We start from the raw sequence: 19679 nt of genomic DNA, 5'->3' as shown, positions 1-19679 counted from the left end.
CCGGCCGGCTCTGCCGCTGCCGGTATCATTTCCGGCTGTGCTGGCGCGCGAAACTGAGCAACGCGCAGGTAGAGCCGTCCTTGCCCTCTGCAGGAGTGCCCCCTGAAAGCATCGGCAGCAGTGAATCTGCCAGCTCCTTGCCCAGTTCCACCCCCCATTGGTCAAAGGAATTGATGCCGAGGATCACCCCTTCGGCAAAAACCCTGTGCTCATAAAGGGCAATGATCTGCCCCAGAACATACGGAGTCAGCTGCGGGTACATCAAAGTGGTGGAAGGCCGGTTTCCGGGAAAGACCCGGTGTCTGGCTTGCTGCTCCAGTTCGGCTCCCTCATAACCGGCGGCCTGCATCAGCTTTCTCGCCTCTTCCAGGCTCCGCCCGCGCATAAGCGCCTCGGACTGAGCCAGGCAGTTCACCACCAGAAGCTGGTGATGCGGCTCCAACTCGGGCTCATGCCCCTTGGCTGCTACCATGAACTCAGCCGGCACAACCGAGGTGCCCTGATGCAAGAGCTGGTAAAACGCGTGCTGGCCGTTGGTTCCAGGCTCGCCCCAAACAACCGGGCCGGAACTGTAAGACAAGGTCTCGCCGTCCATGGCGACGGATTTGCCATTCGACTCCATCTCCAGCTGCTGCAAATAGGCAGGCAGCCGCCGCAGGCGCTGGTCGTAGGGAAGCACCGCGCGGGTCGGGTGTCCGCAAACCTGATTGTGCCATATCCCGGTCAGCGCCAGCATCACCGGCATGTTCTGTTCCCAGGGCGCGGTGCGGAAATGATCATCCATGGCTTTGCCGCCGGCCAGGAAGTCCCGGAAATGCTCGGGCCCGACGGCCAGCATCACACTCAGCCCGATTGGACCCCAGACCGAATAACGGCCTCCAACCCAATCCTCGAAACCGAAAACATGCTTCGGAGGGATTCCAAAGGCACCGGTTTCCTCTTCGGAGGTCGACAAGGCCAGAAACTGGCGTGCAGGTTCACCGCCGCCGCGCTCAACCCAGCGCCGGGCCGTCGCCGCGTTTGTCATTGTCTCGACCGTTGTAAAGCTCTTGGAAGAAACGATGATCAAAGTTGTCTTGGGATCAAGCCGCTGCAGGATGTCGTGAATGTGGGCTCCATCCACGTTCGAAACAAAATGGCAGCGCGGGCCGTCGTGATACGGTGCCAGTGCCAGCGCGGCCATAACCGGCCCCAGATCGGAGCCGCCGATTCCGATGTTGATGACATCGGTGAAGGTCCCCCCCGGTGCGGCCAATTCGCCGGAACGCACCCGGCGGGCCAGCTTCTCCATACGCTGCAAAGTCCGGCGCAACGGCGCCCGGACATCCTGCCCGTCCACCAAAAGCTCCGGCCCCTCCGGATCTCGCAAGGCCGTATGCAGGACCGCGCGCTGTTCTGTTTCATTGATCCGGCCGCCTTGGAACATCGCTGCGCGCCTGTCCGCAACTCCCCGGCTTTCGCAGAGCGCAACCAATTCCGCACGCACCTCGGCAGTGATCCAGGTTTTGGAATAGTCAAACAGCAGCGAGTCGTGCCGCACGCTGAAATCTTCAGCGCGGTGCGGATTTTCTTCAAACAAATCAAACAATTTTCCGCTGCAGTTCTTGGAGTGCAGCGCTTTCAACACCGTAAACATGTATTTCTTTCCTGAATTCAAGGCGCCCAATGGACGGAAGCCTCGGACAAAACCGCTTGGATGGGCGCATTTTCCGGAGGCATCGACATCGCCCGCTCCAGCGCCCGTCTCTTGGCATCGCCAAAGATGACAAGATGTTTGGCAATCGCCGCGTCCAGCACCCGGGCTGTCAGGCTGACACGCGCTTCAGGCTGACTGTCCGGCCGCATCACTGCCAGCACCGGAGCGTCCGGCGCCAAAGCGGCCTCAATCCCCATTGCTCCGGGAAACAGCGATGCAGTGTGCATGTCTTCACCCATTCCCAGAAGCAGCACCGACAGCGGCAAATGCGGCGCCACTTTGCTTTCCAGTTCAGCCGCCGCATCCTCGGGCGATTGGCCCTCGGTATGAAACGGCAGAAACTGCGCAGCGGCGGCCCGGTCCTGCAGCAGCCGCGATTTGATCATCCGCGCATTGGACCGGTCACTGTCCACGGGCACCCAGCGTTCGTCAGTGGCCAGAACCTGCACCCGGTCCCATTCCAGATCAGCCGCGCAAAGATCATCAAAAACCGGCCCTGGCGTCGACCCGCCCGCCACCGCAAAGGAGGCGCCGTCGTGGTGGAAAAGGTGAGTCTTCAAATCACCTGCGATTTCATTTGCCACTTCGATCGCCAGCATATCCTGATCAGGGTATTCGTTGAATTTCATGGGTTTATCCCCCTCCATTCACGCCCGTCCCGGCGCATCAGCAAATCGGCATCGCCGGGTCCGGTGCTGCCGCTTTCATAGGGTTTAGGCACATCTCCGCGGGACTTCCAGCCCGCAATCACCGGATCTGTCCAGGCCCAGGCCGCCTCCACCTCGTCGCCCCTCATAAACAACGTCTGGTTGCCGCGCACAACATCCATGATCAAGCGCTCATAAGCATCCGGCGGGTCTCCGCCTTCCGGCCCCAGCGCCTCGGCAAAGCTCATATCCAAAGGCACGTCGACAAGCCGCATTCCGCCCTGCCCCGGCTCCTTGATCGTCACACTCAAGGTGATGCCCTCGTTCGGCTGCAGGCGGATCTTCAAGTGATTGGCGTGCCGCCCTGCTTCAGCGCCGAAAATGGAATGCGGCGCATCCTTGAACATCACGTTGATCACCGATGACCGGTTCACCAGCCTCTTGCCGGTACGCAGGTAGAACGGTGTGCCCGCCCACCTCCAGTTGCTGATATGCGCCTTCAGTGCCACGTAGCTTTCGGTGGTGCTGCGCGGGTTGCTGACCAGTCCGCGGTAAGAAGGGTGCGGATCTTCAGGGTCCAGCCGGGCCTGATACTGGCCGCGCACGATGTGGTGCGGCTCCACCGGATCCAGCGCACGGATTACCTTCAGCTTTTCGTCGCGCACCGCATCGGGATCGAATTTCGCAGGTGGCTCCATAGCTATCAGGCATAAAAGCTGCATCAGATGATTTTGCATCATATCGCGCATGGCGCCTGCGCGTTCGTAATACTCCTCACGCCCTTCTACACCGACGGTTTCCGCGACAGTAATTTGGATATGGTCGACATATTGGCTGTTCCACAGGGGCTCGAAAAGCATATTGCCAAACCGCACCGCCATCAGGTTCTGCACAGTTTCTTTGCCCAGGTAATGGTCGATCCGGTAGATCTGCCCCTCGTGGAAATGGCTGGCCAGCGTCCGGTTCAGTTCCTGCGCCGAGCCGAGATCGCGGCCAAAAGGCTTTTCCACAACGATCCGGGTGTCATCCTTTGCCAGCCCATATTTCTGGAGACGCTCGGCAAGAGGTCCAAACAGCCCCGGCCCGACCGAGAAATAGAACAGGCGTACTGGTGCATTGTCTTGGGTGTTCAATTCCGTCGCAAGCGCGTCCCAGCCCTCGTCACCCAGTGCATCCAGCGCAACATAGCTGACCCGGTCCAGGAAGCTTTCCAGGGTGCCGCCTCCGCAGGCCTTGGGACCGGCGTGGCTGCGAATGGCTTCGGCCACAATGGTGCGGTACTCAGCGCTGGTCAGCGCAGTGCGCGCAGCGCCGATGACCCGCTCACCGCCCGGCAGCTGGCCTGCGCAGTGGCGGCGGAACAGCGCCGGCAGGATCTTGCGCTGCGCGAGATCGCCCGTACCGCCAAAAATTACCAGGTCGAACGGATCAACCGGTATGACTCGCGAAACCATTCCTACTTCTTCCCGCGTTGGTCCGGTGCAGAGGCGGCACACTGCCGCTCACATCCCTGTCATATGCCTGCCCGGCTGCTTTCATTTCCTGCCCAGTATAAGGTAGCTTCCTGCGAAAGGAACTGCCCCAGAGGACATCCGCATGAAAGACCTGCAAAAATCCGTCGCAAACTTAGGCAAGTTTCAAGACGCCTTTGTGACGGCCAATGGTCAGGAGCGCGCCTCTGTCCCGCTCAGCAACCCGGAAACCTTGTGGTTCAATACCGGCACCCTGTGCAATATCGAGTGCAGCAACTGCTATATTCTGAGCTCCCCCACCAATGACGCTCTGGTCTATCTGACCGAGGCAGAAGTGCAAAGCTATCTGACCCAAATCACCGAGCGCAACTGGCCGGTGCGGGAAATCGGCTTCACTGGCGGCGAGCCTTTCATGAATCCAGAAATGATCGCCATGACCCGCGCGGCCCTGGAGAGCGGGTTTGAAGTTCTGATCCTCACCAACGCCATGCGCCCGATGATGCGCAAAACCGTGAAAGCCGGCCTTCTGGAGCTGCGTGAAAGGTTCGGAGACAAACTGACCTTGCGGATCTCAGTCGACCACCACAGCGAGGCGCTGCATGACAAGGAACGGGGTGCAGGCAGCTTTGCCAAGACCATTGCAGGTATGGAATGGCTGCGCGACAACGGTTTCAAAATGGCCGTCGCCGGACGCACTGTCTGGGAGGAAAGCGAAGCGGAAGCACGCACCGGCTACGCTGCGCTGTTTGCCAAGCACGGTTTCGCCATAGACGCGCAGAACCCAGGCCAGACCGTACTATTCCCCGAAATGGACGAGACTGTTGAAGTTCCCGAGATAACAACCGCTTGCTGGGGAATTCTTGGCAAATCACCGGACAGCGTCATGTGCGCTTCTTCGCGCATGGTGGTCAAACGCAAAGGCGCTGAAAGACCGGCTGTTCTGGCCTGCACATTGCTGCCCTATGCACCGGAGTTCGAAATGGGCGCCACCCTGGCAGATGCCGAACTGCCGGTGCAGTTGAATCACCCGCATTGTGCCAAGTTCTGCGTATTGGGCGGGGCCAGCTGCTCGGCGTGACCGGCGCGGCACCTAATGGATCTGAAATTCTCCGACAACATTGCGCCACTCGCCCGGGCCAATCATCTTGCGGTGGGTAAACCTCACTGAATGCAGGGGACCTTCGATCTCCCGCTGCCAGAATTCGATGAACTCAAACAGCCTTGGGTGATCCGGCGCCAGATCGTATTCCTGCCAGACAAAAGTATTCAGGACATGGATGTAGTCAGGCATGCGGTAGGTGAATTCCGCCGTGGTCAGCCCATATCCTTTTAGCATCAGTTCGGTTTCGCTGCTCTCCATTTTCAGCCTCCAATTTTTGCCCTCTACTTATGATGCTAGGCTGCAAATGGTTAATTTCCGCAAAAACAGTGCGTTACCCCAGCGTGAACGCTTTGACGACGGCCTCCCGGGCTGTTTGCTTGCGCCCCATATACGGTATCTGATAGGGTGCAAACACAAGATATAGACCTCAGAAGAAGAGCAGATATCCAACGTGAGCGATACGCCGGAAACTCCTGAAAACATGGAAGAAAATCTGCCGGAACGTCCGGCGTACGATGGCCCCACTGTGTCCATCGAGACAGAGATGCGCAATTCGTATCTCGACTACGCGATGTCGGTCATCGTCAGCCGCGCGATCCCGGATCTGCGCGACGGGCTGAAACCGGTGCACCGCCGCATTCTCTATGCCATGCACGAATCCGGCAACACCCATGACAAGGCCTACCGCAAGTCGGCCCGCCCGGTTGGCGACGTGATGGGTAAATACCACCCACATGGCGATAGCGCGATCTACGACGCGCTGGTTCGGATGGCACAGGACTTCTCGATGTCGCTGCCGCTGCTGGATGGCCAGGGCAACTTCGGCTCGATGGACGGCGATAACCCGGCGGCAATGCGTTACACAGAAGTGCGCATGGACAAGCCGGCCGCGGCGCTGCTCGCGGATATCGAAAAAGAGACCGTCGATTTTCAGGACAACTACGACGGCAAGGACCAGGAGCCGACCGTTCTCCCGGCCCGGTTCCCGAACATGCTGGTCAATGGCGCCGGCGGTATCGCGGTGGGCATGGCCACCAACATTCCGCCGCATAACCTGGGCGAAGTGGTGGACGCCACTCTGGCGCTGATCGAAGAACCGGATCTAACCAGCGAACAGCTGATCGACTATATCCCGGGTCCGGACTTTCCGACCGGCGGCGTGATGCTGGGCCGCTCCGGTGCCCGCAAGGCCTATCTTGAAGGCCGCGGCAGCGTGATCATCCGCTCGAAAACCCGGGTCGAGGAGATCAGGAAAGACCGCTATGCCATTGTTGTGGATGAGATTCCCTATCAGGTCAACAAGGCCGCAATGATCGAGAAAATCGCGGAGCAGGTCCGTGAGAAGAAGATCGAAGGCGTCGCCCACGTGCAGGACGAATCCGACCGCAACGGCGTGCGGGTTGTGGTGGAGCTGAAACGCGATGCAACGCCTGAGGTGGTGCTGAACCAGCTTTACCGCTTTACCCCGATGCAGACCTCCTTTGGCTGCAACATGCTGGCGCTGAATGGCGGCCGGCCGGAGCAGTTGACCCTGCGCCGGTTCCTCACCTCCTTCATCGACTTCCGCGAGGACGTTGTTGCCCGCCGCACCGCGCATCTCCTGCGCAAGGCGCGCGAACGCAGCCACATCCTGTGCGGCCTGGCTGTCGCAGTCTCCAACGTTGATGAGATCGTCGCCACCATCCGCTCTTCCGCTGACGCGGCTGAAGCGCGTGAAAAACTGATGACCCGCCGCTGGCCGGCGGCCGATATTGCGGATTACATCCGCCTGATCGACGATCCGACCCACACCATGAACGACGACGGGACTTATAACCTGTCGGAAACACAAGCGCGTGCCATCCTGGAACTGCGCCTGCAGCGCCTGACCCAGATTGGTGTGAAAGAGGTTACCGACGAACTGGAAGAACTGGCAGCCAAGATCAAGGAATACCTTGAGATTCTGTCTTCCCGCGAACGCATCATGGGCATCATCGGCGATGAGCTACGCGAAGTGCGTGACAACTTCGCCGTGCCCCGCCGCACCCAGATCGTCGACTGGTCCGGCGACATGGAGGACGAGGACCTGATCGAGCGCGAGGACATGGTGGTGACCGTGACCTCCGGCGGCTACATCAAGCGCACTCCGCTGGCTGACTTCCGCGCCCAGAAGCGCGGCGGCAAGGGTGTCTCGGGCATGCAGACCAAGGAAGAGGATGTGATCACCACCCTCTTCGTGGCCAATACGCATACCCAGCTTCTGTTCTTCACTACCGACGGCATGGTCTACAAGCTGAAGACCTGGCGCTTGCCGCAGGGCGGCCGTACCTCCAAAGGCAAGGCGATCGTCAATATCCTGCCGATCCCGACCGGGGTTTCCATTGCCGCCATTATGCCGGTCGATGTGCCGGACGAGGAATGGGAAAACCTGCAGGTGGTCTTTGCGACCTCCGGCGGGGATGTGCGCCGCAACCGCCTGTCAGACTTCACCAATGTTCGCCGCAACGGCAAGATTGCCATGAAGCTGCCCGAGGACGGCTCCGTCCAGCTGGTCAATGTGCGCATCTGCTCGGAAGACGACGATGTGATGCTGTTCACCAACTCGGGCCGCGCCATCCGCTTCCGCTCCACTGACGTGCGCGTGTTCAACTCGCGTGAGTCGACCGGCGTGCGCGGCATCAAGCTCAGCGGCGAAGACCGCGTGGTGTCGATGTCGGTGATCCGCCACTTCACCGCCAGCCCGGAAGAGCGCGCCGCCTATCTCAAGATGCGCCGTGCGGTAGCTGGTATTGCCGATGACGGCGAGACGGATGAGGAAGAGGCCGCGCCCGGCCTGATTACTCAGGAACGCTATGCCGAGATGTCGGCGGCGGAAATGCTGATCCTGACGATCACCACCGGCGGTTCCGGCAAAATGTCTTCCTCGCATGACTACCCGGTGCGCGGCCGCGGCGGTATGGGTGTCACCGCGATGGACAAGGCGATGCGCGGCGGCGAGATCGTGGCCTCCTTCCCGGTCGAGCTGGATGACCAGATCATGCTGGCAACTTCCAAGGGCCAGTCGATCCGGGTTCCGGTGGATGGCATTTCCTTCCGCTCCCGCTCGGCCGGCGGTGTCCGCGTGTTCAACACCGGCAAGGGCGAAGAAGTTGTATCGGTCGCCTGGATTGCCGAGAATGGCGATGATGAGGAAGAAGAGAGCTAAGGCTTTCGCTCGCATGCTTATGGCGCCGCCCTCCTTTAGGGCGACGCTTTGCGTTTAACCGCAGCCTAATCTTTTTCTGCCAGACTGCCCCTTGAGTTGTTTTTCAAGGGGACGTGTGATGAACCTCTACCATTGCTCCATCGATCTGCATCATGAAGCCAAAGCGCTGAGCTTTGCCAGCGCGGTTGATCAATGGATGAGTTATTTGCAGGAACGCGGCGTTGTGCTTGGCTGGCGCTTGCTGCGGCGCAAGCTGAACATGGCCAGCGACACTTGCCGGGACTTTCTGCTGGAGATCGAATTCAAGGACATGACGCAGCTCGACCAGGCCTTCAGGGTGCTGGGAGAGCACGACGAAGAAGTTGAACGTCTCTATTCAAACGTCTCGGCCCTGATCGCCAAGGCTGAGACCGGTCTCTACCGTCCGTTCCCGGACCCTGAGAGGGCGGAACGGATGGCCTTGATCTGAGAACGAAGCGCCCTCAGATCAGGGTCGGCGCCAGCACAAAGCTGGCAAAGATCAGGTATGATACGGCTGTATGCATCGGTTCACTCTCTTACTCACATCCCCATGAGTTTCAGAGAATATACTTAAAATGCGGCATTTCCGGGGCAGCGGCATTTCCGCCGCCCCGCTGCCTTGGACAGCCTGTCGTCAGAGCCCGTAGATCAGGCTGAATTTCTCTTCCAGATAGGCCAGCAAGGGCGCGTGCCCGGGTTCTGCGCCTGCAGCGTGAATGATGGTATCGCGGGGGCTGCGCAGGCCTCCATGCTGCTGGAGGTTTGCCTTCAGCCAATCCGTCGCACCAGAGGTGTCACCGCCGGCCAGCTGCGCATCCAGCCCCGGCACGTCCCGGCGCAGCGCTTGATACAGGCAGCCGGCATAGACATTGCCCAGACTGTATGTCGGGAAGTAGCCGAACAGGCCCACTGACCAGTGAACATCCTGCAGGCAGCCGTTGGAAGGCTTATCCACGGCATAGCCGAAATCCGCCTCGAACCGGTCGTTCCAGGCCGCTTCCAAGTCCTGCACCTGCAGGTCGCCGCTCATCAGCGCGCGCTCCAGGCCGAAGCGCAGCATGATGTGCAGGTTGTACTGCAATTCATCGGCTTCAGTACGGATGTAGCCCTTATGCACCGCGTTCACCGCGGCATAAAACTCATCGGCATCTGAGATGCCGAAATCTCCAAAGGCTGTTTTCATCTCCTCAAACAGCCATCCGGTGAACGCCCGGCTGCGGCCGATCTGGTTTTCATAGATCCGGCTCTGGCTTTCATGCACGCCCATCGACACACCGCTGCCCAGAGGGGTCAGCAGGTAATCGCGGCTGATGTTCTGCTCATAAGCGCCGTGACCGACCTCGTGGATGGTCGAATAGAAACAGTTGAACGGGTCGGTTTCGCTGGTTCTGGTAGTGATCCGCACATCCAGCCCCGAGCCTGAGCTGAATGGATGCACCGCCTTGTCGACGCGGCCATGGGCCATGTCGTAGCCGAAGGTTTTGGCAATCTTGCGGGTAAGCTTCATCTGCGCAGCTTCGTCAAAGCTGCCCTCCAGCCCCTTTGGCGCAGGCTTCTCAAGCACCTTGGCGCGCAATTCAACCAGACCGGGGCGCATGGCATCAAAGATCTCTGCGATCCCTGCCCCGGTCATGCCCTGCTCATAATCCTCGACCATGGCGTCATAAACGTCACCGCCGGCCGCCAGCGCCTGGCCTTCCTCGCGCTTCAGCGCAACAACCTCTTCCAGCACCGGCAGGAAGGCGGCCACATCCTCATCTGCGCGAGCGGCAGCCCATTTGCCCTGTGCCTCGGATGTCACCTGAGCGATTTTCTTGGCCAGATCCGCAGGAACTTTGAAGGTGCGCTCATAGCTGCGGCGGATTTCCCGCAGCTGGGCGGCCCCGGCTTTATCCGGGGCTTCCGCCTTCTCAAGCCACTCCGCCACCCGCGGGTCGGAGCGGCGCGCATGCAGAACAGCCTCAATTGCGGCCATTTCCTCGCCCCGCTGCGGCGCTGCTCCGCGCGGCATCATGGTTTCCTGGTCCCAGCCCAGCCGGCCCGCAATCTGTCCCAGCGCCTGTGTTTCACGCTGGAAGGCCATCAGTTCGTCAAATGCGCTCATCAATCAATGATCCTTAATCGAGGTTGCAATCGGATAGGCAGACAGGAAACGCGCCCGCAGGATCAGCGCCCAGATGCCAATCGCCACAATCTGATGGGTGATCGCCGCGTGCAGCGGGGCTGCGTAGACCACGGTAAAGATCCCAAGGAGAACCTGAACAGAAAGTGCCGCAAAGACTGCGTTAAAAGCGAAACGGGTGCGGGTGTGGGCCGAACCGCGGCCGCGCAGCCAGGCCACCACGCCAAAGGCAAACAGCAGATAGCCCGCCATCCGGTGGATGAACTGCACCAGGCCAGGGTTTTCAAAGAAATTCTTCCACAGCGGCTCGATCATGAAAGGGTTCGGCGGGATCACTTGCCCGCCCATCAGCGGCCAGTCGGTATAGGAACGGCCCGCGTCGATGCCAGCGACCAGCGCGCCCAGCAGGATCTGCAGGAAGGCGAAATGCATGAGGCCCGTGGAGAGGCTGAACAGCTTGGCTTCTTTGGCCCGGCGCGCTTGCATCAGTTCGCGTTCTTCCCGGCCCAGCATCAGCACATACCAGGCGATGAAGCCGAGGATCACAAAGGCAAGCCCCAGATGCACCGCAAGACGGTAAGAGGCAACCGCCGTCATCCCCTCCCCCTGGGTCACACCGGAGGCCACCATCCACCAGCCGATGGCGCCCTGCACACCGCCCAGGATACCGGGCAGCGCCAGGCGGGTGGTCCAGCCCGCAGGTATCTTGCGCGCAACAAGGAAGCCGAGAAAGCCAATGGCCCAGATCAGGCCCATAACACGGCCGAGCTGCCGGTGTCCCCATTCCCACCAGTAGATTTCTTTGAAATCAGACAGTTCCATCCACTGGTTCTGGATTCGCCACTGGTCGATCTGCTTGTACTTGTCGAACTCCGATTGCCATTCGACCTCGGACATCGGCGGGATAGCCCCGGTCACGGGCCGCCACTCGGTGATCGACAGGCCGCTATCCGTCAAGCGTGTCAGGCCGCCCACAACGATCATCGCCACCACCAGCGCAAACAGCACCATCAGCCAGGCACGGATCGCCTTGCGGGCGCCGCCGCGGCCGCGGTCAATCAGACCCGGCTGCACTGCGGGCGTGTCTTTCTTCTCGCCCTCGACCTCTTCGAAAATGCTGCGCTTGCTCATGCTTGCCTCGTCTTCTTTGCTGCCAAGCTAGGGGCGGAATTGGATAGGGTCCAGTGCGGTTTACTCGCCGCCGCGTTCTTTCCAGCGGACCATCTGCCGCATGACCCCGTGCAGCATCTGCACATCAGAGCGGGTCATCCGCATCCGGGACCACAGGTTGCGCAGGTTGGTCCTCATGCCCACGGCCTTTTCCGGCGGGTAGAAGAAGCCCGCTTCTTCCAGCCGGTCCTCGTAGTGTTCCACCAGTTTCTCAACCTCAACTCCGGTGGCCCAGTCGCCCTTGCGGCCCAGGTCCGTGGTCTCATGCACCACCTCGCCGGATTGGCGCATCCATTCGTAACCGGTGAGCAGCACGCATTGGCCCAGGTTCAGCGAGGCATAAAGCGGGTTCACCGGCACCGAGATGATGGCATTTGCCTTGGCAATATCGTCGTTCTCCAGGCCAGCGCGTTCCGGGCCGAACATCACGGCGACCTTTTCGCCTGCGGCAATCTTTTCCGCCGCGATCTGCATGGCGCGTTCGGGGCTGTAGACCGGCTTGGTCAGCCCGCGCTGGCGGGCAGTGGTGGCAAAGACATAGGTGCAGTCGCCCAGCGCCTCGGGCACATCGGCGCAGAGCTGCGCCTCGTCCAGCAGGCGGCCCGCACCCGAGGACATGGCAACCGCCTTGGGGTTCGGCCAGCCATCGCGCGGCGCCACGATGCGCATCCGGTCCAGGCCGAAGTTCCACATCGCCCGCGCGGCGGCGCCGATATTCTCGCCCATCTGCGGGCGGACCAGGACAAAGGCGGGCTGTGGCGTATCGGTGGGCATTGCGGCAGGCATCCGTTGGTTGGCGCGTAAAATCCGCCCTGCTGTAATCCCCGCAAGCGCCCGGGGCAAGGTCCGGCACCCTGAACAGCGGCATTTACTGCCTGCCGCAGGCCTGCAAATCCTTGCGTCCTGCAGCAGATGCGCTAAACACCGGCAAATGCCTGAACAATGGAGCACCGCCATGGGAAGCCCTGCTGAAGCACCCGAGCAGCCGCAGATCTATCTGATCTCCCCGCCGAGTTTCGAGCTGGGCAAATTTCCCGGGCTTTTGGCACGCGTGCTGGATGAGGTCGATGTGGCCTGCGTGCGCCTGGATCTGGCAAGCCGCGACGAGGACACCCTGAGCCGTGCGGGCGATGCGCTGCGCGAAGTCACCATGGAGCGGGACGTTGCGCTGGTGATCTCGGACCACCAGATCCTGGCCGAGCGTCTGGGACTGGACGGCGTCCACCTGACGGATGCCTCCAAATCCGTGCGCGCTGCACGCAAGGCGCTGGGTCCGGATGCCATTGTCGGCTCTTTCTGCGGTGCGTCGCAGCATGACGGCATGGTCGCAGGCGAAGCAGGCGTGGACTACGTGAGCTTTGGTCCCGTAGGTACCTCCGGGCTTGGCGATGGTGCGCAGGCCGAAGCGGATCTGTTTCAGTGGTGGTCGCAGATGATCGAAGTGCCGGTGGTTGCCGAGGGCGGCCTGACCGAAGAGCTGGTGCGCGAGGTCTCTCCCTATACCGACTTCTTTGGCATTGGTGACGAGATCTGGCACGCCGAAGACCCGCTGGCCGCGCTCAAGGTGCTGATGCGGGCCATGGGCTGAAATCCTCGCTGGACTTCACTGGCGGGCGTTTACAGGAACACCCGCTCCACAAACCAGTAGCTGCCAATCATCGCGATGGTAACCGAGGCCGGAATCGCCACCCGGCCACGGTATTTCGGGTGCCGCCCGAACCATAGCCGAACACCCAAATAGGCCGCTGCAATCACGGTAAGCTGGCCAAGTTCCACGCCCACGTTGAATCCGATCAGAGCGGGCAGGAATTGACTGGGCGGCAAGCCAAACTCTCCCAGCACCGAGGCAAACCCCAACCCGTGCAGCAGTCCGAAACCGAAGATGACAAAAGTCCGCCAGCTGTGCAGCCTGCGGACGAAAATGTTCTCGACCGCAACAAAAACAATCGACAGCGCAATCAGCGGCTCGACGATGCCAGGGTTCACATTGACCATGCCCAGCGCGCCCAGTGCCAGGGTGATGGTATGGGCAACGGTGAACACGCTCACCTGCAGCAGCAGCGGCCGAACCCGCGGGCTGAGGAAGAACAGCCCCAGCACAAACAGGATATGATCCAGTCCCATTGGCAGGATATGGGTGAAACCCACAGGAATGTATTCCAAGAAGGCTTCGACCGGTGTTTGAGCAGAACCGCCGCCTAGGGCAATCGGCGGCGAGGTCTCACCCCCTTGCAGGTAACCGGTATAGGGCGCCTCCACCCCGTTCTGCCGCAGGACCACACCACCGGATCCAACAGGCCATGCAATGCGCAGGCTTCGGGCATCTGCAGGGAGCTCTCCGGTCAGTTCCAGAAAAGACGCGCGCGGCAGGTTGGCGTCCCCGACATCCGGAATGGTGATCGTTGAAACGTTCAGCTCAACCGGTCCGCCCGCCTGCAATGAAAAAGTTGACAGCCATTCCTCGGTAAAGAGGCGCACCATCGGCTCCAGCTCGCGGGCATCCAAGGTGCGCAGTTCGTCGTAGTCGGCGGATTGCTCTGTCTGGTTGGTGTCCGACAGCCCGTCCAAATTGATCCCGGCGACAAAGGCCTCAACATTCAGGCGGAGGTCCAGGGTGATCTTCCCCTCCTTAACCGAGAAGTCAGCAACGGCGGGCGTCACCTCATGCGCCCGGGCACCGGCGGCAGCTATTGCAACTGTGCAGAACACCAGCGCAAATAGAAACTGCAGCCAAGTCAGGCACCTGCCGGCAATCAAGGAAACTCTCATGCAATCCCGCCTGTTTTGCTCAATACTTTGTGCCGGCCTGACTTTGGGGTCCGCCCCGCTGTTATCCCACGAGTTTTGGATTGAGCCGGAAAAATATCAAGTCGATTCCGGTGAACCGCTTGTGGCAAGGCTGCGCAACGGGCAGGAATTCAACGGCGCAGAGCAGCCCTATCTTGATCATCGCATTGCCCGGTTCGAGGTGATGCAGAGCAAAGCGGCAGCCCCTTACCATGGCCGGATGGGCGACATGCCCGCCTTCACCGGGGACGCCGTAGGGGATGGGCTTGCTGTCCTCATTCATCAGACCCAGCCGCAAACGCTGACCTATGACACTTGGGAAGAGTTTCAGGCCTTCATTGACCACAAGGGATTTGAAGGCGTCCGGCCGCAGCACGAAGCACTTGGCCTGCCCAAGGCCGGGTTCACGGAGCAATATACCCGCCACGCCAAGGCGCTGGTTGCGGTTGGCAGCGGCCAAGGCAGCGACAGCAACACCGGTCTTGAAACGGAAATCCTCGCCCTCGCCAACCCCTATACCGATGACCTGGCCAATGGCCTGCCTGTACGGGTCCTCTATCAGGGCGCCCCGCGGCCGCAGGCTCAGGTTGAGATATTTTCAAGGGCGCCAGACGGCACTGTCTCAGTCACCACCCAGTTGACGGATCCGCAGGGCGAGGCCTCCATTCCCGTTGCTCCGGGCCATGACTACCTGTTGGATGCAGTGGTGCTGCGTCCCGCCCCTAAAGGCAAAGATTACGTATGGGAAAGCCTTTGGGCGTCGCTCACCTTTGCTGTCCCCATCCGGTGATGCGGCTTGAAGTGCCCGCCCAAAGGCGGCAATAGGTCATTATGACACAAGCTTCAGCCCCTCAGTCTCCCGGCATTCTGTGCATCGGGTCCGTCCTTTGGGATATCATTGGCCGCTGCACCACGGAAATGCAGCGCGGTTCCGACATGCCAGGCCGTATCACCCGCTTGCCCGGCGGCGTCGCCATGAACATCGCCATGACACTCTCCCGTTTCGGAATGAAACCGGCGCTTCTGACCGCCGTGGGCCGCGACCCGGAAGGCGATGAACTGATCAATGCCTGCGGCCACTTCGGCCTGATCACAGACTATGTCTACCGCTCTGAGGATCTGCCCACTGACCGTTATATGGCCGTGGAAGGCGCCAACGGGCTGATTGCCGCGATTGCCGATGCCCATTCGCTGGAGGCCGCAGGCGACAAGATCCTGCGCCCGCTGTCCGATGGCACTCTGGGCACCGAAGCCGCACCTTTTGCAGGCCAGGTTGCCCTGGACGGAAACCTGACGCTCTCGCTGCTGGACGACATCGCCGCCAGCCCGGCCTTTGCCAAAGCTGATCTGCGCGTGGCCCCAGCCTCACCCGGCAAGGCAGAACGGCTGCGCCCCTTCCTCAGCCGCACCCGCGGCACGCTATATGTCAATCTCGAGGAAGCCGGCATCCTCTGCCAGTCTGAATTCACTGACAGCGAAACTGCCTCCAAAGTGCTGCTGGATCGCGGCGCGGCCCGGGTACTGGTCACAGATGGCGGCAGTTCCGCTACAGAAGCCACTTCGGAAGGCGCCATCACTCTTATCCCTCCCCGCGTCACGGTTGCCCGCGTAACCGGCGCCGGAGATACCTTCATGGCCGCCCACATCGCCGCAGAAGCGCGCGGAGAGGACCGCCAATCCGCATTGGCTTCGGCGCTCAAGGCCGCAGCCACTTACGTTTCAGGAGAACCCCCGCTGTGATCGAGATCCAGTATTCGTCCGAAGTCCAGGCCGCCAAGGCCGAGGGCCGCGCCATTGTTGCGCTGGAAAGCACCATCATCACCCACGGCATGCCTTATCCGCAGAATGTCGAGGTGGCGGCGCAAGTCGAACAGGACATCCGCGAAGCTGGCGCCGTGCCTGCAACAATGGCGGTGATGAACGGTGTATTGCATGTGGGATTGGACCCCGATCAGCTGCAGTCGCTGGGCCAAGCCAAGGGCGTTGCCAAGATCTCCCGTGCCGATATGCCCGCCTGCATCGCCACCGGCAGCACCGGCGCCACAACCGTCGCCGCGACCATGATCGCAGCCCGCCTGGCTGGCATCGGTGTTTTTGCAACCGGCGGCATTGGCGGCGTGCATAAGGGGGCCGAAACCACTTTCGACATTTCCGCCGACCTGATGGAACTGGCGCAGACGCCGGTCACCGTTGTGGCAGCGGGTGCGAAGGCAATTCTCGACCTGCCGAAGACGCTGGAAGTGCTGGAAACCCAGGGTGTGCCGGTGATCGCCTATGGCCAGGACAGCTTCCCTGCCTTCTGGTCGGCGCAATCGGATCTGAAAGCGCCTTTGCGGATGGATGACCCCGCCCAGATCGCCCGCGCCCACGCCACCCGCCAGGCGATGGATCTGCCCGGCGGCCAGCTGATTGCCAACCCGATCCCGGCAGACGCTCAGATTGCTGCTGAAGATCTGGCTCCGGTTATTGCCCAGGCCCAGTCCGAAGCCGACGCACAGGGTGTCACCGGCAAGGACGTCACGCCGTTCCTGCTGCGCCGGATCTTCGAGCTGACCGAAGGCCGCTCGCTGACTGCCAACATCGCCCTGGTGCGCAACAACGCCCGGCTGGCGGCAAAGATCGCACAGGAACTGAACAAACTGACACAATGACTTGATTTTCCGGACCAATGCCATTGCTTGGCACGGCATCAGTGCCTAGGTTCCCCTCGAATTTCCTGTAAAGCAGACCGATGACCACGCCTTTCGACGAAGAACCGCACCGCCGCCCCGGGTTGTTTGCCAGCCTGCGCGCCTCCTTCTTTACCGGCATCGTGGTCATCGCACCGGTGGGGCTGACGGTCTGGCTGCTGTGGTCGGTGATGGGCTGGATCGACAGCGTGGTGCTGCCGCTGGTGCCCACCACGTTCCGCCCGGAGCAGTATATCGGCATCAACCTGCGCGGCGTCGGGCTGATCATCTTCCTCTTGTTCACGATCGTGGTCGGCTGGATCGCCAAAGGCATCCTCGGCCGCTCGCTGATCAGTTTTGCCGAAAGCCTGGTGGACCGGATGCCGGTGGTGCGCACAGTCTATTCCGGCATCAAGCAGATCTCGGAAACCGTCTTTGCCCAGTCTGAACGCAGTTTTGAAAAAGCCTGCCTTGTGCAGTACCCGCGCAAGGGCATCTGGGCCATCGGCTTCATCTCCACCAACGCCAAGGGGGAAATCGCCGAGCGGGCCGAGACCAGCGGCGGGCTGGTGAGTGTCTTCCTTCCGACCACCCCGAACCCGACCTCGGGCTTTTTGCTGTTCGTTCCCGAAGAGGACGTGATCGAGCTGGAAATGTCGGTGGAAGATTCTGCCAAGCTGGTGATCTCGGCAGGGCTTGTCTATCCCAACCCCAAGGACCCGACCCAGCCGCCGGTGATAGGCAAGTAAGCCTCAGCCGAACATAGCTGGCAGGTCCACCGAGGACTGCACGCCAAGGTTTGCCCTGTCCCGCGCCAAAAAGCGCTCTGCCGCCTCCCGCCCTGCTGCCTTGAGCCGCGCCAGGATCTGGGGGACCGGGATCAGCTTGGTGCTGACTGACAGCTGCGTCATCAGGGCATCGTCCGCAATCATATGCACCCGCACCTGCTTCATCCTTCCGGGCTCCAGCGTGCCGTCCTCAAGCAGCCGTTGAACAAAGGAAATTGCCCTGAGTTCGCGCAGCAGCGAGGAGTTGAAGCTGATCTCGTTCACCCGGTTGCGGATCTGCTGCGGCGTCTTCGGAATCTCGTCCCGCTCAAGCGGATTGATATTCACGACCACCACATCGCCCGGCAAGCCTTCGCGGAACAGCGGAAACAGCGCCGGGTTTCCGGTAAAGCCGCCATCCCAATAGGCTTCCAGCCGCCCGGTCTCCGGATCCTTGATCTCCACCGCCTGAAACAGATCCGGCAGGCAGGCCGAGGCCAGAACCGCATCGGTGCTGATTTCAGCTCCTTCAAACACCCGGATCTTGCCGGTGCGCACACAGGTCGCACAAATGAACAGCTCCGGCCCTGCCCCGGCGCAGACGTCATCAAAACAGAATTGCGCCACCACCTCGCGCAGCGGATTCTTGTAGAACGGGCCATAGTGATAGGGTGAAATCACCTGCCCCATGGTTTCCATCGGCGAAAACGGCATCATTGCCTCCAGCGCACCGGCCCAGGCAACGGCATCCAGCTGCGTCAGCCAGTTGGCAAACCGCATGTCGCCGACTGCGCCCATCCGCTGCCACAAGCTGTCCAGCGCCTCCCTGGCGCCGCCGCGGCCGCCTTGCACCATGCCGGACTTGAAGGCAGCCCCATTCAGCGCCCCGGCAGAGGTGCCTGTAATCGCTGCCACCTCGACGTCTTCGTCCTCCAGCAGCCTGTCGAGCACACCCCAGGTAAACGCCCCGTGCGCGCCCCCGCCCTGCAGAGCCAGATTAATCCGTTTCACCATAAAGCACCTGCCAATTTCACCTTTGTCAAAATACTCCGGGGGTGAATTGCCTCGCAGGGGCAAGAGGGGGCCGGCCCCCTCCCGCCTTCTCCGTCTGCCGCCTACAGCGCAGTCCAGCCGCCATCGACACTGAGCGTGGTTCCAGTGATCTGGGCAGCCGCATCCGAACACAGAAACACTGCCGTGCCGCCCAACTGCTCAACCGTGGCGAACTCCCGGCTCGGCTGCCGTTCCAGCATCACCTTCTTGATCACCTCCTCGCGGCCCATGCCGTATTTCTCCATGGTGTCCGGAATCTGCGCCTCCACCAGAGGTGTCAGCACATAGCCCGGGCAGATCGCATTGCAGGTGATCGGCTCCTCAGCGGTTTCCAGCGCCACAGTCTTGGTCATCCCGACAACACCGTGTTTGGCCGCCACATAGGCCGCCTTGTAAGGCGAAGCCGTCAGGCCGTGCGCCGAGGCGATATTGACGATCCGTCCCCAGCCGGCCGCGCGCATCCTGGGCAGAGCGGCCGCCATAGTGTGGAAATTCGAGTTCATGTTGATCGCAATGATCGCATCCCACTTGCCCTGCGGGAACTCATCAATCGGCGCCACATGCTGGATGCCTGCATTGTTGATCAGAATATCGCAGGCGTCCGCCTTTTCGACCAGTGCCCGGCAGTCCTCCCCCTTGGACATATCAGCTTGGATGTACTGGGCCTTGACGCTGAATTCACGGGCGATGGCTTCTGCCAGCGCGTGATCCTCCTCGCGGTCAGTGAAAGAATTCAGCACCACGTTTGCGCCCGCGCGCGCAAGCTCGCGCGCGACGCCGAGGCCGATGCCGGAGTTCGACCCGGTGACTACGGCTGTCTTTCCTTGCAAGGACATGTCTCTCTACCTCTCAGCTGACTGAAACTGGCCGCACTGTGCCATGCTGCAGATGCAAAAGAAACGCGTAAGACTACGGAGCCGCGGCGCCTTTACGCCGGGGCATTTTCAGTCAGCGGTGGAAAGGAACTGCGCAGAAAAAAACGCCCGCAC

General features: G+C 61.1%; 18 protein-coding genes. 8 read left to right on the top strand and 10 right to left on the bottom strand.

All coding sequences use genetic code 11. From position 1 onward, the window contains the following. Window positions 1-25: 25 nt before the first annotated feature. Genes pgi through zwf form a run of 3 tightly spaced genes read right to left on the bottom strand, consistent with a single transcriptional unit; the run spans window position 26 to window position 3797 of the window. Window positions 26-1636: a glucose-6-phosphate isomerase gene (gene pgi, locus RA20_RS00455; RefSeq protein ID WP_039123640.1), complete on the bottom strand. Its 1611-nt coding sequence runs from the start codon at window positions 1634-1636 to the stop codon at window positions 26-28. A gap of 17 nt (window positions 1637-1653) precedes the next feature. Further along, window positions 1654-2325 carry a 6-phosphogluconolactonase gene (pgl, locus tag RA20_RS00450; protein ID WP_039123639.1) on the bottom strand — a complete coding sequence of 224 codons (672 nt, stop codon included), beginning with the start codon at window positions 2323-2325 and terminating at the stop codon, window positions 1654-1656. Then, window positions 2322-3797 carry a glucose-6-phosphate dehydrogenase gene (zwf, locus tag RA20_RS00445; protein WP_039123638.1) on the bottom strand — a complete coding sequence of 492 codons (1476 nt, stop codon included), beginning with the start codon at window positions 3795-3797 and terminating at the stop codon, window positions 2322-2324. The genes pgl and zwf overlap by 4 nt, the downstream gene beginning before the upstream one ends. Window positions 3798-3939: 142 nt before the next feature. On the opposite strand from zwf, the gene RA20_RS00440 reads away from it, so the two are divergent. Then, window positions 3940-4893: a radical SAM protein gene (locus RA20_RS00440; RefSeq protein ID WP_039123637.1), complete on the top strand. Its 954-nt coding sequence runs from the start codon at window positions 3940-3942 to the stop codon at window positions 4891-4893. A 12-nt stretch (window positions 4894-4905) separates the two neighbouring features. Here RA20_RS00440 and RA20_RS00435 read toward each other — a convergent pair whose 3' ends face one another. Then, window positions 4906-5175: an usg protein gene (locus RA20_RS00435; RefSeq protein ID WP_039123636.1), complete on the bottom strand. Its 270-nt coding sequence runs from the start codon at window positions 5173-5175 to the stop codon at window positions 4906-4908. A 223-nt stretch (window positions 5176-5398) separates the two neighbouring features. Between RA20_RS00435 and gyrA the strand changes: the two genes are divergently transcribed. Further along, window positions 5399-8101: a DNA gyrase subunit A gene (gene gyrA, locus RA20_RS00430; RefSeq protein WP_241482191.1), complete on the top strand. Its 2703-nt coding sequence runs from the start codon at window positions 5399-5401 to the stop codon at window positions 8099-8101. 118 nt (window positions 8102-8219) lie between these two features. Then, window positions 8220-8570 carry a DUF6614 family protein gene (locus tag RA20_RS00425; RefSeq protein WP_039123634.1) on the top strand — a complete coding sequence of 117 codons (351 nt, stop codon included), beginning with the start codon at window positions 8220-8222 and terminating at the stop codon, window positions 8568-8570. 186 nt (window positions 8571-8756) lie between these two features. On the opposite strand, the gene RA20_RS00420 is transcribed toward RA20_RS00425, so the two are convergent. Genes RA20_RS00420 through RA20_RS00410 form a run of 3 tightly spaced genes read right to left on the bottom strand, consistent with a single transcriptional unit; the run spans window position 8757 to window position 12188 of the window. Further along, window positions 8757-10226, bottom strand: a complete 1470-nt coding sequence (locus RA20_RS00420; protein WP_039123633.1) for a carboxypeptidase M32 — start codon at window positions 10224-10226, stop codon at window positions 8757-8759. 3 nt (window positions 10227-10229) lie between these two features. Further along, complete coding sequence (gene ctaA / locus RA20_RS00415) at window positions 10230-11375, bottom strand: heme A synthase (protein ID WP_039123632.1); 1146 nt, start codon at window positions 11373-11375, stop codon at window positions 10230-10232. A 60-nt stretch (window positions 11376-11435) separates the two neighbouring features. Further along, window positions 11436-12188, bottom strand: coding sequence for an RNA methyltransferase (locus RA20_RS00410; protein WP_039124015.1), 753 nt, complete (start codon window positions 12186-12188; stop codon window positions 11436-11438). Window positions 12189-12369: 181 nt separating this feature from the next. Between RA20_RS00410 and RA20_RS00405 the strand changes: the two genes are divergently transcribed. Further along, on the top strand, window positions 12370-13002 hold the full coding sequence (locus RA20_RS00405; RefSeq protein WP_039123630.1) for a thiamine phosphate synthase: 633 nt from the start codon (window positions 12370-12372) through the stop codon (window positions 13000-13002). Between the two features lie 29 nt (window positions 13003-13031). Here RA20_RS00405 and RA20_RS00400 read toward each other — a convergent pair whose 3' ends face one another. Next, entirely contained in the window at window positions 13032-14183 is a 1152-nt protein-coding gene (locus RA20_RS00400) for a HupE/UreJ family protein (protein WP_039123629.1), read from the bottom strand. Here RA20_RS00400 and RA20_RS00395 point away from each other — a divergent pair. From RA20_RS00395 to RA20_RS00380, 4 genes are all read left to right on the top strand, one after another. Then, window positions 14182-14991, top strand: a complete 810-nt coding sequence (locus tag RA20_RS00395) for a DUF4198 domain-containing protein (protein WP_039123628.1) — start codon at window positions 14182-14184, stop codon at window positions 14989-14991. The genes RA20_RS00400 and RA20_RS00395 overlap by 2 nt on opposite strands. A gap of 41 nt (window positions 14992-15032) precedes the next feature. Next, window positions 15033-15941, top strand: coding sequence for a PfkB family carbohydrate kinase (locus tag RA20_RS00390; protein WP_039123627.1), 909 nt, complete (start codon window positions 15033-15035; stop codon window positions 15939-15941). After that, window positions 15938-16852 carry a pseudouridine-5'-phosphate glycosidase gene (locus RA20_RS00385; RefSeq protein ID WP_039123625.1) on the top strand — a complete coding sequence of 305 codons (915 nt, stop codon included), beginning with the start codon at window positions 15938-15940 and terminating at the stop codon, window positions 16850-16852. The genes RA20_RS00390 and RA20_RS00385 overlap by 4 nt, the downstream gene beginning before the upstream one ends. A gap of 80 nt (window positions 16853-16932) precedes the next feature. Beyond that, window positions 16933-17619 (top strand): DUF502 domain-containing protein, encoded by a 687-nt coding sequence (locus tag RA20_RS00380; RefSeq protein WP_039123624.1) that lies wholly within the window; start codon window positions 16933-16935, stop codon window positions 17617-17619. Between the two features lie 3 nt (window positions 17620-17622). On the opposite strand, the gene RA20_RS00375 is transcribed toward RA20_RS00380, so the two are convergent. Continuing rightward, complete coding sequence (locus RA20_RS00375) at window positions 17623-18651, bottom strand: patatin-like phospholipase family protein (protein ID WP_039123623.1); 1029 nt, start codon at window positions 18649-18651, stop codon at window positions 17623-17625. A gap of 101 nt (window positions 18652-18752) precedes the next feature. Further along, window positions 18753-19526, bottom strand: coding sequence for a 3-hydroxybutyrate dehydrogenase (locus RA20_RS00370; protein ID WP_039123622.1), 774 nt, complete (start codon window positions 19524-19526; stop codon window positions 18753-18755). Between the last annotated feature and the right edge of the window lie 153 nt (window positions 19527-19679).

The sequence above is a fragment of the Leisingera sp. ANG-Vp genome, assembly GCF_000813725.1.
In the GTDB taxonomy this organism is placed as follows: Bacteria; Pseudomonadota; Alphaproteobacteria; order Rhodobacterales; family Rhodobacteraceae; genus Leisingera.
Note: the sequence above shows the minus strand (reverse complement) of the source record. Positions and strands in the feature narration are given on the sequence as shown.